Genomic DNA, 16,216 nt, shown 5'->3' with positions numbered 1-16,216 from the left:
TAGTTATTCGTAATTAGTTTCTTAAAGGTTTGCCTTTGGTTACAATGCTCTGGATGCGCTCCAGGGTTTTGCGTTCTCCGCATAGCGACAGGAATGCTTCTCTTTCGAGATCAAGCAGATATTGCTCCGTAACCTCCGTTGGAGAAGATAAATCGCCACCACACATCACCCAACCTAATTTCTCAGATATTTTCTTATCATGTTCAGAAATATAGTGACCTGAATACATGGTATTCGCTCCTGCATACACAATGCCTAGCCCTTGTTTGCCAAGAACACGGATATCCTTGCGTCGCACTGGTTGTGTATATCCAGCTTCTGCCAGTTCAATTGCCTTTGCCTTTGCATCAGCAATAAGCCTACTTCTGTTCATGCTTATCGCGTACTTATCTTTCTGCAGGTATCCAAGCTCAAAGGCTTCCACCGCCGAGGTAGACACTTTAGCCATACCAATAGTAAGGAAGCGATCTTTTAATGCATTTTGCACAATCTGATCTTCTTTATATTCATCCGAAGCACGCAAAGCAAATTCCTTTGTTCCGCCACCACCAGGGATTACGCCAACACCAAATTCAACCAAGCCCATGTAAGTTTCTGCATTTAATTGGACGTGATCTGCGTGTAAGCTGAATTCGCAGCCGCCACCTAAAGTAAGGTTATGCGGCGCTACCACGACTGGTATAGCAGAGTACCTGATGCGCATTGAGGTATTTTGGAATAGCCGGATCGCCATATTTAGCTCATCCCACTCCTGCTCAACCGCCATCATAAAGATCATCCCCACATTGGCGCCGGCAGAAAAATTGGCTCCATCGTTACCGATAACCAAACCCCTATATTCTTTTTCTGCAAGATCTATTGCTTTATTAATTGCCTGAAGGGTATCGCCTCCGATTGTATTCATTTTAGAGTGGAACTCTACATTTAAAATACCGTCGCCAAGATCGATGATCGAAGCGCCAGAATTCTTCCATATTGTCTTGTTACCCCTAATATTATCAAGAATAATAAATTCTTCTGCACCTGGAACAGCCCTGTAACTTTTTGAAGGAATATCATAATATTTACGAATCCCATCTTCAACTTTATAGAAAGAACTATGTCCGGCATCAAGCATTTCCTGTACCCAGGCGGCAGCCTCATGTCCATACTGTTTCATACCCTCCAATGATTCCTTGATTCCCACAGCGTCCCAAACTTCGAAAGGACCTAACTCCCAGCCAAAACCAGCACGCATCGCATCATCAATACGGTATAGCTCATCGGATATTTCAGGAATACGATCCGAAACATATTCAAAAAGACCAAACGATGATGCCCTGAAAAGCTCTGCCGCTTTATCTTTACCTGTAGCAAAGACTTTCATTCTGTCTTTTACCTTTTCAATAGATTTTGTAAGTTCAAGGGTAGCAGATTTCACCTTTTGCTGTGGCCTGTATTCCAGCGTCTTCAGATCCAGGGCCAGGATCTCTGTTTTACCCTCGGCGTTTTTAGTTTTCTTATAAAAGCCCTGACTGGTTTTATCCCCAAGCCATTTATTGGCCTCCATTTTTTCTACGTAGCCAGGTAATTTAAATAAATCGTGGGCTTTATCTTCCGGGCAATTGTCGTATAGGCCTTTCGAGACTTTGATCATGGTATCAAGTCCTACCACGTCTGTAGTCCTGAAGGTAGCGGATTTTGGTCTTCCTAAAGCCGGACCGGTAAATTTATCTACCTCCTCTACTGTAAGCTCCATCTTCTCTACAAGATGCAACAACGCCATAATAGAATAAACGCCAACTCTATTTGCTATAAATGCGGGAGTATCTTTACATAACACCGTCGTTTTACCCAGGAACTTATCACCATAATGCATGAGGAAGTCAACCAACTCCGGTCTGGTATGTGCAGTTGGGATAATCTCCAACAAGCGCAAGTATCTTGGCGGATTAAAAAAGTGTGTGCCACAGAAATTTGCTTTGAAATCTTCCGATCGTCCTTCAGCCATTAAATGGATAGGAATACCTGAGGTGTTAGACGTAACCAGTGTTCCTGGTTTACGGAATTGCTCTACCTGGTCAAATACAACTTTCTTGATATCCAGATTTTCAACAACCACTTCTATAATCCAGTCGTAGCCCGCAATTTTAGCCATATCCTCTTCAAAATTACCAGTAGTAATTTTAGAAATTACTTTTTTTGAGTATACCGGCGAGGGGTTCGTTTTAATGGCAGTCTGTAATGCTGTATTGACAATTCCATTTTTTGGCCCCTCTTTAGCGGCAATGTCAAGTAATAAGACCTCTACGCCAATATTGGCAAAGTGACATGCAATACGAGACCCCATAATACCTGAGCCCAATACAGCAACCTTATTTATTTTTTTGTTCATCATTTTCTATAGTGCTTGTATATGCTAATGTGAGTTTATTCAATTTTTGTAATGTGGCAATCAGATTGTTTTTTTCCTGCGTCGTCAGTTCTTTATTCAGATAATCATTGAAGTTGATCACCACTTCCCTGGCGAGGTGCCTTTTTTCACGACCGAAATCTGTAAGGTAAACTTTCACAGAGCGTTTATCACCAACCGCCGTTTCCCTGTAGATCAAGCCTAGTTGCTCCATATTGTTCAGCATGCGCGACAGGCTGGTTGCCTTAACACCGAGCAAACCTGCAAGCTTCGATACTGCTGTGCCCTCCTTCTCGATATTAATCAACATATAACCAATGGCTTGGGTAATACCAAAACCAGAGGCTATCTGATTATAGGCATTTGAAACATTCTGCCAAACGACCTTTAAAAAATAATCTACTGTTTCCTGTTGTTTCATCAAATGCTATGCTTGCATAACAAAGCTAAAGAATTAAAGTTTGTAATACAAGTCGAAATTTTAATTTTTTAAAGGCCAAAAACCGCAAAATTCCAGTAGCCACAAATTGTACCTGCCAAAACCAAAAAAGGCCGTATCATTGATACGGCCTTTGAAAAATAAGATCAAGAAATCTAGTAAAGCGTAAACTCTACCCTTCTATTTTTCTGACGCCCAGCCTCAGTTGCGTTTGTGGCAATTGGCTGCGTTTCTCCATAACCTGTAGCTTCAATTCTAGACGCGTTAGCACCTTGAGATACCAGGTAAGCTTTAATTGACTCAGCTCTGTCTTTAGATAAACCAAGATTATATGAATCACTTCCTTTGCTATCTGTATGACCTGCTAATTTCAAGCTGAAGTTTTTAGCAACCAGCAATTCAGCAACACGGTTCAACGTAGGATAAGACTTGGCACGGATTGTTGATTTGTTAAAATCAAACTCCAGATTTTTAATCGCGTCAGCAACTACTTTTCTGTCTGCTTCAGTTATAATGATTTTTTCCTGAACTACTGGAGCTGGTGTTTTTAATGGACATCCTGCACCATCAACAACTGTTCCTGATGGTGTATCCGGACATTTATCCAATTTATCTGCCACACCATCACCATCGCTATCTTTCAGTAAGTCATTCATGTCGCTTCTTAACCTTGCATTTTCTGCCTTCTGTGCATCAAGATCGCTTTTCAATGCATTGGCCGCATTTTTAGCAGCAAGCGCCTCATCATAAGTTGCAGCTACCGGATTGTGCCATGCAAGTTGCCTTCCTTTACCCAACGCAAATTCAAGCCCCGCATAAGCATAAGAATATTTATCGTTGTTGCTATTTCTGTATGTTCCATCGAAATTGTCTCCATCAACGAAATTTACTGTCCAGCCCAGATCGAAATTCACTTTTTCTGCAATTTTAAACTTTGCACCTAAACCTACGGGAATGATAAGTTCAGATATGGTTTTACCACCTGCAAATTCGGTAGTCGCACTACCTGTAGTAGTGGATGGTTTATAACCAGCCAAACCAGCACCAGCAGACACATACAATTGTAGTGCATTCTCTTTTTGAAACATATCGATATTGAACATATTCACCACAGCATTTAAACTACCCGAATAAGACAAATCTGTTTTAAATGCACTTACACCAGTTGGCGTAAATCCGCTGTCAAAAGCTTCAGAGTTATCACCTTTAACCTTACCCCTTACTCCGTCTAAGCGCAGAGAGAAATAGTTGGTGAACTGCTTTTTGATATATAAGCCATAACCTAAATCTGACTTCCAGTTAGAAAAGTCATTTCTGCCACCAAAAGGGGCAATAGGTGTTAGTACACCTGCATTTACACCGATAGACCAAGTGCTGAACTGCATCGATGGACTTGTTGCAGTTTCCTGCGCCTGTGCTGCTATTCCAGAGAATAAAGCTGCAACCGCTACCGGCAGACATTTTAATACTATTCTTTTCATAATATCAGATTTTAGTGTTTTTACTTTGTATGATTCCTGATACATATACAATACCTATACCATATCAGAATCAGGTCGGAAGCTCTGATAAACATCCTCTAAACCGACTAATAAATTAAACAAAGTAAAAATTCCGGAAAAATCTGTTTAGAATAAAGTACAATTACCAGCCAATCGCAGTATCATCGCCACGTGGATCGGCACCACCCTGGTAGTAACCCCATTTGGTTTTCAGGATTGCATCTACCCGACCGATTGAGCCGCGTTCCATGATGATATAGCCCTTCGCTTTTAGCCTGACCTGCGTTAGGCTATCTAGTGCATCAGTTTCCATTTGAATATTGTCAGGCAACCACTGATGGTGGAATTTCTTTGCGTTCACAGCAGCCTGCATGCTTTTATCAAATTCGACCACATTGAGTATGGTCTGAAATACCGACGTAATGATTGTAGACCCTCCTGGAGTCCCCACAACCATGAATAGTTGCCCTTCTTTTTCAAGGATAGTTGGAGTCATTGAGCTTAACATCCGCTTACCGGGGGCGATTGCGTTTGCTTCACCACCTACCAGGCCGTACATATTTGGTGAACCTGGCTTTACAGAGAAGTCGTCCATTTCATTATTCAGCAGAAAACCGGCTCCTTTAACGACTACACCTGCACCATAACTACCATTCAATGTCGTAGTTATAGAAACCGCGTTACCATCTCTATCTACAATAGAATAGTGTGTTGTTTCTTCATGTTCTGCCGGGGCAATTTCACCCGCATCAATCATTGCGCTTGGCGTTGCCTTTTCCCAGTCAAAACTATTCATACGCTCTTTTATGTATAAATTATCCATAAGTTGAGCGGCAGGAACATGAATAAAATCAGGATCTCCGAGAAACTTTGCCCGATCAGCATAAGCCCTTCGCTCTGCCTCGACAATCAGTTGAACCGTAGAATCAGAATTAATGCCCCAGCGGTGCAAAGGATAACTCTCCACACTTTTTAAAAGTTGCACCAGCGCAATGCCTCCGCTTGAAGGGGGCGGCATAGTGATCACCTTATAGTCCTTATACTTAGCTGTTACCGGTTTCCGCCAAACAGCCTCATAGCTTTTTAAATCTGCCTTTGTGATGAGGCCGCCATCGCGCTGCATCTCTGAAACGATCGAATCTGCTACCGCTCCTTCGTAAAAGCCGGCTCTACCATAATCCCTGATATGAGTTAATGTATTCGCCAGCTCATGCTGGATAAGCTTATCTCCTGGAAGCCATTTGCCTGACTTCAGCAAGGCTGTACCAAGAGGATTTAATTTCGTAAAGTTATTATGCTGACCGTTTAATTCAGCAGCCTGCTTTTCACTCAGCGAAAAGCCTTGGTTGGCTAGCGCAATTGCAGGCTCAACAAGGTCGGCCCATTTCAGCTTACCATATTTTTTATGCGCGGCAGCCATTCCAGCAACCGTCCCAGGCACCCCTGACGCCAGGCTACCATTCAGACTCTTTGCAGAAATTGGGTTCCCCGTACTATCCAGATACATATCCCGGGAGGCAGCAGATGGAGCTTTCTCCCGAAAATCGAGCGTATTCGATTCACCTGCCGCGCTACGAAAAACCATAAATCCTCCACCACCGATGTTACCCGCATTGGGATACACAACGGCCAAAGCAAACTGCACAGCCACTGCAGCATCCACAGCATTTCCACCCTTTTTCAGAATGTCAATACCGACCTGCGAAGCCTGCTGTTTTGCAGAAACAACCATCCCATTCCGATATTCCATACTGTTCCGAATACCGAGCTGTCCACCGGCACATGCAGCAAACAAGAGGGCTACCGAAAATAATCCCGAATAATATGCGGCATTTCTACGCTTTGAAGTTCTCAGCATCCTTATACATTTTTTCTATGATGTCTTTATTTTTCTCCAGAATGATTTTTCTTTTCAGACTGAGTTTAGGCGTTAGCTCGCCTCCAGCGATGCTCCATTCCTTTGGCAATAAACAGATCCTTTTTACTTGCTCCCATTTACCAAAATCTTTGCCGGTATATTCTACGATTTCATTAAACTTCGCAATAACCTGCTCATTTTTAACCATCTCCTCATTAGTAGTGTAGGTGATTCCCTTTTTTGCAGCCCACCCTTTCAATGCATTAAAATTGGGAACAATAAGCGCTGAGGGGAATTTCCGGTTCTCACCCAATACCATTACCTGCTCTACCAATACAGTCTCTTTGAATTTATTTTCAATCATCTGCGGTGCCACATACTTACCACCAGCGGTCTTAAATATTTCTTTTTTACGGTCTGTAATTTTAAGGAACTTACCATCAATAAGTTCGCCAATATCACCAGTGTGGAACCAACCCTCGGCATCAACTGTTTCGGCAGTCAGATCCGGTCGGTTGTAATACCCCTTCATAATATTATGGCCACGGGCCAGCACTTCTCCATCCTCCGCAATTTTCACTTCCACCCCTTTGATCACAGGGCCTACCGTTCCGAACATTGTGTTATCAAAGTGATTAACAGTAATTACAGGACTGGTTTCTGTAAGTCCGTAACCTTCGAATACCGGCATGTCTGCTGCCCAAAAAATACGTGCCAACCTTGGATTTAAAGCAGCTCCTCCCGAAACGATAACAATGATCTCACCACCCAGTGCCTGTTGCCATTTTGAAAAGATCAGTTTACGCGCAATACCCAGTTTAAGTTTATAAAACCATCCTGATTCTATTTCGAATTTTTCTCCCACACCAACTGCCCAGAAGAAAAGTCCTTTTTTAATACCTGTTAGTTCCTTGCCCTTCTCCATAATCTTTTCGTAGACCTTCTCCAATAGGCGGGGAACAGTAGAAAATCCATTAGGTTTTACAAACTGTATATCAGCCACAATGGTATCCATACTCTCTGCGTAATAAACCGCTGCATCTGTGTAGAGATAAAGATAAACGATCATGCGTTCAAAGATGTGCGAAAGTGGAAGGAAGCTTAACACTTTCTTTACACCCGCAGGAAAGATCACTGCCGAATTTTCGAAGTTCTTTACCAAATTATCATGCGTCAGCATTACACCTTTCGGCGTACCCGTAGTACCAGACGTATAAATTAACGTGAGAATATCATCAGGCTTTATTGCGTCGCGATATGTGTCAAGTGCTATTGTTGTCTGTTCTTGTCCTTCAGCAATGAGTTCCCCCCAATGGCTGACGCCAGAGACCTGATTAAAACTATATATTTTTATTTCACTTTCTATTTCATTCGCAACAGAATTAACCTTTTTGTAGATCTCCTCATCGGCAACAAAGATTACGCTCACCTCTGCGTTTTCAAGAATAAACTTAATGTCATGTTCAGCAAGCGTAGGATATAAAGGAATTTGATAAGCGCCTATCTGCATAATGGCGAAATCGGAAATATTCCATTCCGGCCTATTATGTGACATCACCGCAATTCTGGATTCTTTTTTTACACCGATGCTTATCAGACCCTTACTTAAATCATCAACCGTCTTACAAAAACTTGCGGTACTGTACTTTTTCCATTCTCCGTTGATCTTACCACTAACAAATTCTTCTTTCGGAAACTTCTCTAAATTATACGCAAGGATGTCGAATACTCTGGTTATTACTGTACCCATAAAATAAGCTATTTAATATTTGGTTGTGTGCTGTTTCCCAAATCTAACAAATAAAATTCTCTAATAAAACCAAATTTGATTTCGGTCTGTTTTCCCGCTTACAAATTTGACAATCGGTTGTTTATTGTAGATAAACAAAGAAAACGAATATAAAATTTAACGGAATTTGCATGACGGCATAATAATTGTTTTCGGAAAGTTTTACTAAAAACATACATGATGAAGAAATTATTTACAATTATCTGCTTAACAGTGATCGCGAGTTTTGCGATCCGTAACACCGCTACTGCACAAGACTACCGTAACGCAATTGGAGGAAGATTTGGAACCGCTAATGGCGTAACCTTTAAAACTACGCTTGGCGGCAACAAGATGCTGGACCTCATTGCCAACTTCAGATCTAACAATGGTTTTTCTTATTTCAGGATTTCCGGATTATACGAAGTGAATAATAAGATTGAAGGTGCACCAGGCTTACTATGGTACTATGGTGCTGGGGCATCCGTAGGAACAAGAAAATGGAAATATGATAACTCAACAGATGCTTACCTATCTGTTGATGGTGTTCTAGGTCTTGACTACAAATTCGCTGATGCGCCCATCAACTTGTCACTTGACTGGAAACCGGCAATCGGCCTTACTCCAGAAACATACTTTGACAGTGCCGGACTAGGTCTTTCCTTGAGATTTACATTTTAAAAAAAAGTTTTATACAACAAAAGCCTGGCTTCTCACGAAACCAGGCTTTATTTTTATACTGGATATTAGATTCCCATCCACCTTTTCAGCACTGCTTTTTGAGCGTCAGTGGCGTTAGGATCGATTTGTGAAACCAACTTAATGTTTGGACTAGCTTTCAATGTAACTTTAAAATCCCTTGTTGTGCCATCACGTTTCAAAGTTACCTTGAGCACATCGCCGACTTTACTTCCTGTAATTACAGGCATTCTCTCGATTGCAGCTTCTACCGGCACGTCGTTGATACTGATAATCTCGTCATTTACATTGATCCCATCAACCCAGGCTGCACTGTTGCGGGCTACCGACGTAATCATGATCTTGCCCTCGGTTTTTTTGGATGCAACTCCAAGATATGGAATGCTTTTACCAGCGTTTGCATTGTTAACCTGTACACCAGCATAACCAAGATAAGTTGTATAATCCGCAGGCTGAACACCATTCACATATTTCTCATAAAAAGTAGCGAAGCTGATCCCACTAATCTTTTCTACCATTGCTTTAAACTCGGCATCGGTATAGCCCCTTTTTAGAGTTTTACATTGCAGGTACATCGCTTTCATGACATCATCCAAGCTTTTCGTCCCTTTTGTGGCATGAGCAATCTCAAGATCCATGAGCAAACCAATTACCTCACCCTTGGTATAATACGAAACTGAGGTATTCCCAGAGTTTTCATTTGGCCTGTATTGTTTGATCCAGGCATCGTAGCTCGCTGCCGAAGCAGACTGTACTTTTGCACCGATTGTATTTTCTACACCGGCGACAGCATCACCCATGCGGGTTACAAAATTATCCGAGTTGATGAAGCCAGCTCTCAACATGAATTTATTTTCATAGTACGCAGTAAATCCTTCGGCTATCCAGAGGTTAGCGGTATAGTTCTCGTTATCGTAATCGAACGGCCCCAAGGCTACCGGTCTAAGGCGCTTTACGTTCCACAAATGATGATATTCATGTGCAACAAGTTCAAGGAAACCATTGTAGCCCCTTTCCGTCGTATATTGATTGCGTGAGGCGCCAAGCACAGTAGAGTTGAGGTGCTCCAAACCACCACCCCCGGTAGCATAATTATGTACGATGAACGTATAATGTTTATTTGGATTTTCGCCATACATTGCAGTTTCCTGCTCGATAACCTTTGCCATATCCACTTTTAGCTTTTCTTTATCGTAATTACCGCCGCCATACATAGCCACTTCATGCTTTACGCCAGAAGCCATAAAATCAAACACATCCTGCGTCCCTACTTCTATAGGGCTATCAAAAAGAATATCAAAATCTGAAGCCCTGTAGGTGAATGCTGATCCTGAAACCGGCTCAAGGCCTGTAGAAACTTTTGTCCATCCACTATACGGAATTACCTTGACGGTGCTTGGCGACTTCAGATATCCGTCTGGATACATGAAAATGCCTGTAGATGACAGAAAAGCATGACTTGCATCGATGAAAGCCGTCCGAACAGAAATTTCGAAGGCATATACCCTATAGTTAACTTTCACCTGCGCAGCTTTAGCACTGTAAATGCGCCATATATTTTTACGGACCTTTTCCACTCGAAGTGCCTTACCAGCACTAGTAGCTTTAAATCCTTCGACACCTTTAGAGAATTCTCTTATCAGGTAGGATCCCGGTGCCCAAACAGGCATTTTAACATCAATAAAATCCTTACTGATCCCCGCGATATTCATCTCTACTTCGGCATAGTGTGCCTGAGGCTCAGTGAAACTCACTTCGAAACCTATCTTTACTTCTGATTTTGCTGTCATACCCAATGCTAGTAATACTACTAATCCTATTGCTGCTTTTTTCCCAAACATATCGTGTTGCTTTGCCGCAAATTTAAAATTATTCTATTTTTAACTTCATGAATTGAAGAATAAGGCTGTAACATACTTAATACAACACGAGTGTGATAACATATTTGAATATTTTTGTACGTTAACCGTTATTTAACCAAAATGAAACTGAGATATTTAATCTACACATTAATAGCATTGGGTTTGGCCTACCTGGTTTACTACCGCATCTCTGCCAACAAAAAAATTGAAGGTTCCGGCGGAGGCGCTGGGGGTGGAAAATCAGCCGGAAAAGATGGCAAAGGCGGCCCACAGGCTATGGTTGTTAATGGTGTTGTGGTTAAATCCTCAGCTTTTGATAACGATCTGGAAATTACAGGCTCCATAGATGCAAATGAATCTGTTAGCCTGCAGAGTGAGGTTTCAGGATTAGTTACAGGAATTTTTTTTAAAGAAGGAACCAATGTGCGGAAGGGAACACTGCTAGTTAAAATCAACGACAGAGATATCCAGGCTCAATTACAAGAAGCCTTAACCAAACAACGCTTGTCGGGCACTAATGAGAACCGGGCTAAGCAACTCCTTGCAAAAGGAGCAATCAGCCAGGAGGAATACGATACTTCGTTAGCCGACTTGCAATCGTTAAAATCGCAAACGCAGCTCATCCGTGCGCAACTTGCAAAAACATCGATCTATGCGCCATTTGATGGCAAAGTTGGCTTACGCTCTATTTCTGTTGGAGAGTACTTAACCCCGAATAAAGTAATTGCCAACCTGCTAAGTATAAACCCTATTAAAATAAGCTTCTCAGTACCCGAGAAATATATGGGACAGATCAAGACTCAGTCTGAAATTACATTCAGTACAGACGGATCATCCAAAAAATTCAGCGGACGGATCTTCGCACTTGAGCCAGGTATAAATGTTCAGACACGAACACTGCAGATCAAGGCGCTGGCGGAAAACCCGAACAATGAATTACTTCCTGGTTCTTTTGCAAAAATCAAACTGGCCTTGAGCACGATGAAGGATGCTATCCTTATACCCAATGAAGCCATTATTCCGGTATTAAAAGGTAAAACTGTTTTTATCAGCAGCAATGGAAAAGCAAAACAGGTGCCTGTTGAATCTGGCACACGTACTGCAGAAAATATTGTGATCACCTCCGGACTAAAGGTTGGTGATACTGTGTTAACTACAGGAGCAATGTCGCTAAAACCCGATGCACCGGTAAAAGTTTCGCTGGTCAAAAACTAATCTGAATCAAGCATGAGTATCTCAACCACGAGTATAAAGCGACCTGTTCTAGCCATTGTAATGAACCTGATGATCCTGCTATTTGGGGTTATCGGCTACAATTTCCTTGGCGTCAGGGAGTTTCCAAATATCGACCCGACTGTTGTCAACGTACGTACATCATATCCTGGTGCCAACTCTGATATCATTGAGTCGCAGATTACCGAGCCACTGGAGAAATCTATTAATGGAATTGACGGGATCAGGAATATATCTTCTAGTAGTAACCAGGGAAGCAGTAATATTACAATCGAGTTTAATCTTGATAAAAACATTGACGATGCAGCAAATGACGTCCGTGATAAAGTTTCGCAGGCCGCCAGAAGTTTACCAAAGGATATTGATGGAAACCCTGTAGTTAGTAAAGCTGATGCCAATTCTGACGCAGTAATCACTATGACCATTCAGAGTGATAAAAGAAATGTAATGGAGCTGAGTGATTACGCAGAAAACGTAATTGCTGAAAGACTGCAGACGATATCGGGTGTAAGTAGCGTCCAGATTCAGGGACAGCGGAAATACGCCATGCGTATCCGCATAGATCCAAACAAACTTGCTGCTTATGGCCTAACATCACAGGATATCCTTACTGCACTAAATTCAGAAAATGTGGAGCTCCCTTCTGGAAAGATTACCGGGGCAAATACAGAATTAATTGTAAAAACACTTGGTAAACTAACCAATGCAACTCAGTTTAATGATCTGATTATTAAAAATGATTCGGCGAATGTAGTGCGGTTGAAGGATATAGGCTACGCCATCTTAGGTTCTGAAAATGAGGAGACCATTTTAAGGGAATCTGGTAGACCCATGGTAGCTGTTGGCCTTGTGCCTCAACCAGGCGCTAATTATCTGGATATCTCAAAAGAATTTGACAAACGGTTTGCTCAGCTCCAGAAAGATATCCCGAAGGATATCAAACTAAATATTTCTCTGGATACGACTAAATTTATTAAGGCCTCGGTAACAGAGGTGGCTGAGACCATCATCCTATCCCTGATCCTGGTAATTATTATCATCTACCTGTTCTTTAGAGATTGGGCAATCGCAATCAGACCGCTAATTGACATTCCGGTATCGTTGGTTTTTACATTTTTCATCATGTATATTTTTGGATTCTCCATCAATGTGCTTTCATTACTGGCAATTGTACTCGCTACCGGGCTTGTGGTCGATGATGGAATTGTAGTTACAGAAAACATCTTTAAAAAGGTGGAAGAAGGACTTTCACCTTTCGAAGCTGCAATTAAAGGGTCTAACGAAATTTTCTTTGCAGTAATTTCCATTTCTATCACGCTTGCCGCCGTGTTTTTACCCGTAATTTTCCTACAGGGGTTTGTTGGACGTTTGTTCAGGGAATTCGGAATTGTGATCGGTGCAGCAGTATTAATTTCTGCATTCGTATCGCTCACGCTTACGCCCATGCTTAATGCCTATTTGATGAAAAAAACGGGCCATAAGAAGTCGAAGTTTTACGAGATGACAGAGCCTTATTTTGTGAAGCTTAATGACACGTATGCTGAAAATCTAGATAAATTCCTGAATAAAAAATGGCTTGCCATACCTATTATACTTTTCTGTGTGGGCCTGATTGTAATCTTTTGGAAGATCTTACCAAAAGAAACTGCACCATACGATGACAGAAGTGCGATCAATATGAACGTTACTACACCTGAAGGCGCATCATTTACATATACGGATCAGTTCATGATGAAAATCCAACAGACGATCAATGATTCCGTCCCAGAGAAAAAAGTAAACATTACCATTACTTCTCCCGGTTTCGGCGGCTCAGGATCTACAAATGGAGGATTTGTGCGGATGGGATTAACAGATCCAGGCGATAGAGAGCGTTCACAGGCTGACATTGCCCAAAAATTGACCAGCATCACAAGGAAATATTCGGAAGGTAAGGTTGTTGTTACCCAACAGCCAACAATCTCCGTTGGTCGCCGTGGGGGGTTACCAATAAACTACATCATCCAGGCACAGAACTTTGAGAAACTTAGAGAAAAGGTGCCCTTGTTTATGGATGAGGTTTCTAAGGATCCAATTTTTACGACATCAGATGTGAACCTGAAATTCAACAAGCCTGAGATCAATCTTACTATAGATCGCGATAAGGCCAGAAATCTGGGTGTGTCTATTCAAGATATAGGACTAGCTCTGCAGTTAGGGTTAAGCGGACAACGTTTTTCCTACTTCTTTATGAACGGAAAACAATACCAGGTAATTGGACAGTTTGAACTCGGCAACCGGAAAGATCCGTTGGATTTGAGCTCTGTTTATGTACGTAATAATAAAAATCAACTGATCCAACTAGACAATCTGGTTATTGCCAAAGAAGAAAGCAGTCCCCCACAATTATACCGCAACAATCGATTTACTTCAGCAACAGTATCAGCCGGTCTTGCACCAGGAAGAAGTATTGGTGAGGGTATTGATGCAATGGACCGTATATCGGCCAAAGTACTGGACGAGTCTTTCTCTACCGATCTTGGTGGTGAGTCCAGAGATTTCAAGGAAAGTTCTTCAAATACACTTTTTGCTTTTGGACTGGCGATCTTACTCGTTTATCTGATTCTTTCAGCGCAGTTTGAAAGTTTCAAGGATCCTGTGATTATCATTTTAACGGTACCTATGGCCGTTGCCGGGGCATTTCTATCACTTTGGCTCTTTGGCCAAAGCTGGAATATTTTTAGTCAGATTGGCACAATCATGCTAATCGGACTGGTAACCAAAAATGGAATTCTTATTGTAGAATTTGCCAACCAGCTGAAGGAACAAGGAAAAAGCGTACACGATGCAATTCGCGAGGCTTCTGTTTCCAGACTTCGGCCAATTTTGATGACGAGTCTTGCCATTGCTATCGGTGCATTGCCTATTGCAATGGCCTTGGGTGCAGCCGCAAAAAGCAGAATGGGTATGGGTATTGTAATTGTTGGAGGAACGACCTTCTCCCTGGTACTTACCTTGTTTGTAATCCCATCTATTTATTCGTATTGGTCTAAGGAACACAAAGAAAACACGGAACTTGACCGTTCTCTAAAAGCAGCATTAGAAAGTGAAAAAAATGAAAAAGCTTAATATACATATACGGTTACTGTGCTGCTTTTTAGGTATGGCTTTAGTTTGCTTTGTTGGGCAAGCCACAGCACAAAACATCCTGGATAAGAATACAAATGCCTTACCGAGTATGACGCTTCAGGAGGCAATTGAAACCGCCTTAAAAAACAACTACGACATCAAACTCATTAATAATGATCTTTTGATCGCCCAAAATAATGTTAATGCTCGAAATGCCGGACTACTGCCCACATTAGGCGCAACGTTCAGTAAAGGTGGAAGCAGTCAGAATTCGACACAGACAACTTCTACAGGCACACAAAGGAAATTGAGCGGTGTAAAAAACACCAATCAGAGCTATGGTGTAGCTTTAGATTGGACAATTTTTGACGGTTTCCAGATGTTTGCTAACTACGACAGACTTAAAGAACTGCAAAAGCAGGGCGAGGTAAACACTAAAGGCGTGATCTTAGGAACCATTGCCGATGTGGTGAACAACTACTACGCACTGGTTAGGCAACAACAGCTTGTTGCAGCGAAAGACAGTGCATTGGACATCTCGAGATTGCGTGTATCTATTGCTGATAATAAACTTCAATTGGGACGTGGCTCCAAATTAGATGTTCTTACTGCTAAAGTAGATTACAATACGGATACATCATCTTACCTTACTGAAAAGAACTTACTAAAGACGACGATGGTGACGCTGAATCAGCTGATGGCCCGAGATCTTAATATTGAGTTCAAGGTGAAGGAAGAGATTGACATTGAAAACAATCTCGTGTATGCCAACTTGCAAACACAGGCAAATGCATTAAATCCAGATCTCCAAAATGCCTTCATCAATAAAAAAATTGCAGAACTGAATTTGAAGCAGGTTAAGGGACAACGCTATCCGGTTGTAGCGATTAATAGTGGGTACGATTTTAACAGGAGCACGAGTCCAACGGGTTTTAACACGGCACTTCGCGCGAATGGATTGACTTATGGGGTAACGGCCAGTTTAAATATTTTTAACGGATTCTTGCAAAGGCAAAATGAGCGGAATGCAAAAGTACTTATCAGCTCTTCAGAACTTAATCTGGATAAAACAAAGCAAACTATCAGTGCGCAACTGATCTCCACCTACCAGAATTACCAGACCAATCTTGACCTGTTGAAGGTGGAAACCGGCAATGTGGAAATAGCAAAGCAAAATTTAGATATTACATTAACAAAGTATCGACTTGGAAGCATTGCTCCTTTAGAATTACGCGAGGCACAGCGGAATTCCATTGATGCGGTAACGCGTTTCCTTGATGCTCAATATCAGGCAAAGCTTACCGAGATCAGCCTAAAAGAAATTAGCGGCACCTTAAATGTTCGATAAGATTCTT

10 protein-coding genes are annotated in these 16,216 nt (G+C 41.8%); 4 read left to right on the top strand and 6 right to left on the bottom strand.

Annotated elements, in window-relative coordinates:
* Positions 1 to 13 precede the first annotated feature (13 nt).
* The 5 genes from CLV32_RS20630 to CLV32_RS20610 all read right to left on the bottom strand — a co-directional run bounded on the left by CLV32_RS20630 (position 14) and on the right by CLV32_RS20610 (position 7,941).
* Positions 14 to 2,374: a 3-hydroxyacyl-CoA dehydrogenase/enoyl-CoA hydratase family protein gene (locus CLV32_RS20630; protein ID WP_208111069.1), complete on the bottom strand. Its 2,361-nt coding sequence runs from the start codon at positions 2,372 to 2,374 to the stop codon at positions 14 to 16.
* Complete coding sequence (locus tag CLV32_RS20625; protein ID WP_133558851.1) at positions 2,355 to 2,813, bottom strand: MarR family winged helix-turn-helix transcriptional regulator; 459 nt, start codon at positions 2,811 to 2,813, stop codon at positions 2,355 to 2,357. The genes CLV32_RS20630 and CLV32_RS20625 overlap by 20 nt, the downstream gene beginning before the upstream one ends.
* Positions 2,814 to 2,986: 173 nt before the next feature.
* Positions 2,987 to 4,312, bottom strand: coding sequence for a DUF6089 family protein (locus CLV32_RS20620; protein WP_133558850.1), 1,326 nt, complete (start codon positions 4,310 to 4,312; stop codon positions 2,987 to 2,989).
* A gap of 163 nt (positions 4,313 to 4,475) precedes the next feature.
* Positions 4,476 to 6,191 (bottom strand): gamma-glutamyltransferase, encoded by a 1,716-nt coding sequence (ggt, locus tag CLV32_RS20615; protein ID WP_133558849.1) that lies wholly within the window; start codon positions 6,189 to 6,191, stop codon positions 4,476 to 4,478.
* Positions 6,169 to 7,941: an AMP-dependent synthetase/ligase gene (locus CLV32_RS20610; protein WP_133558848.1), complete on the bottom strand. Its 1,773-nt coding sequence runs from the start codon at positions 7,939 to 7,941 to the stop codon at positions 6,169 to 6,171. Before CLV32_RS20610 ends, ggt begins: the two co-directional genes overlap by 23 nt.
* 216 nt (positions 7,942 to 8,157) lie before the next feature.
* Here CLV32_RS20610 and CLV32_RS20605 point away from each other — a divergent pair, with 216 nt between their 5' ends.
* Entirely contained in the window at positions 8,158 to 8,640 is a 483-nt protein-coding gene (locus CLV32_RS20605; protein WP_243732376.1) for a hypothetical protein, read from the top strand.
* A 65-nt stretch (positions 8,641 to 8,705) separates the two neighbouring features.
* Here CLV32_RS20605 and CLV32_RS20600 read toward each other — a convergent pair whose 3' ends face one another.
* Complete coding sequence (locus CLV32_RS20600; protein WP_133558847.1) at positions 8,706 to 10,499, bottom strand: M61 family metallopeptidase; 1,794 nt, start codon at positions 10,497 to 10,499, stop codon at positions 8,706 to 8,708.
* A 141-nt stretch (positions 10,500 to 10,640) separates the two neighbouring features.
* Between CLV32_RS20600 and CLV32_RS20595 the strand changes: the two genes are divergently transcribed.
* Genes CLV32_RS20595 through CLV32_RS20585 form a run of 3 tightly spaced genes read left to right on the top strand, consistent with a single transcriptional unit; the run spans position 10,641 to position 16,209 of the window.
* Positions 10,641 to 11,735, top strand: a complete 1,095-nt coding sequence (locus CLV32_RS20595) for an efflux RND transporter periplasmic adaptor subunit (protein ID WP_133558846.1) — start codon at positions 10,641 to 10,643, stop codon at positions 11,733 to 11,735.
* A gap of 12 nt (positions 11,736 to 11,747) precedes the next feature.
* The gene (locus CLV32_RS20590; protein ID WP_133558845.1) at positions 11,748 to 14,861 is read left to right on the top strand and encodes an efflux RND transporter permease subunit; all 3,114 of its coding nucleotides are present in this window, start codon (positions 11,748 to 11,750) and stop codon (positions 14,859 to 14,861) included.
* Entirely contained in the window at positions 14,848 to 16,209 is a 1,362-nt protein-coding gene (locus CLV32_RS20585) for a TolC family protein (RefSeq protein ID WP_243732375.1), read from the top strand. The genes CLV32_RS20590 and CLV32_RS20585 overlap by 14 nt, the downstream gene beginning before the upstream one ends.
* Positions 16,210 to 16,216: the final 7 nt, after the last annotated feature.

It is taken from the genome of Pedobacter duraquae, assembly GCF_004362245.1.
GTDB lineage: Bacteria > Bacteroidota > Bacteroidia > Sphingobacteriales > Sphingobacteriaceae > Pedobacter > Pedobacter duraquae.
The sequence above is the reverse complement of the archived record's forward strand: the minus strand, read 5'-3'. Positions and strand labels throughout refer to the sequence as shown.

What these genes read in the sequence shown, in the direction of transcription:
- ggt (WP_133558849.1), bottom strand. Translation starts at nt 6,191, where the DNA reads ATGCTGAGAACTTCAAAGCGTAGAAATGCCGCATATTATTCGGGATTA.
- CLV32_RS20630 (WP_208111069.1), bottom strand. Translation starts at nt 2,374, where the DNA reads ATGAACAAAAAAATAAATAAGGTTGCTGTATTGGGCTCAGGTATTATG.
- CLV32_RS20605 (WP_243732376.1), top strand. Translation starts at nt 8,158, where the DNA reads ATGATGAAGAAATTATTTACAATTATCTGCTTAACAGTGATCGCGAGT.
- CLV32_RS20625 (WP_133558851.1), bottom strand. Translation starts at nt 2,813, where the DNA reads ATGAAACAACAGGAAACAGTAGATTATTTTTTAAAGGTCGTTTGGCAG.
- CLV32_RS20600 (WP_133558847.1), bottom strand. Translation starts at nt 10,499, where the DNA reads ATGTTTGGGAAAAAAGCAGCAATAGGATTAGTAGTATTACTAGCATTG.
- CLV32_RS20610 (WP_133558848.1), bottom strand. Translation starts at nt 7,941, where the DNA reads ATGGGTACAGTAATAACCAGAGTATTCGACATCCTTGCGTATAATTTA.
- CLV32_RS20585 (WP_243732375.1), top strand. Translation starts at nt 14,848, where the DNA reads ATGAAAAAGCTTAATATACATATACGGTTACTGTGCTGCTTTTTAGGT.
- CLV32_RS20620 (WP_133558850.1), bottom strand. Translation starts at nt 4,312, where the DNA reads ATGAAAAGAATAGTATTAAAATGTCTGCCGGTAGCGGTTGCAGCTTTA.
- CLV32_RS20590 (WP_133558845.1), top strand. Translation starts at nt 11,748, where the DNA reads ATGAGTATCTCAACCACGAGTATAAAGCGACCTGTTCTAGCCATTGTA.
- CLV32_RS20595 (WP_133558846.1), top strand. Translation starts at nt 10,641, where the DNA reads ATGAAACTGAGATATTTAATCTACACATTAATAGCATTGGGTTTGGCC.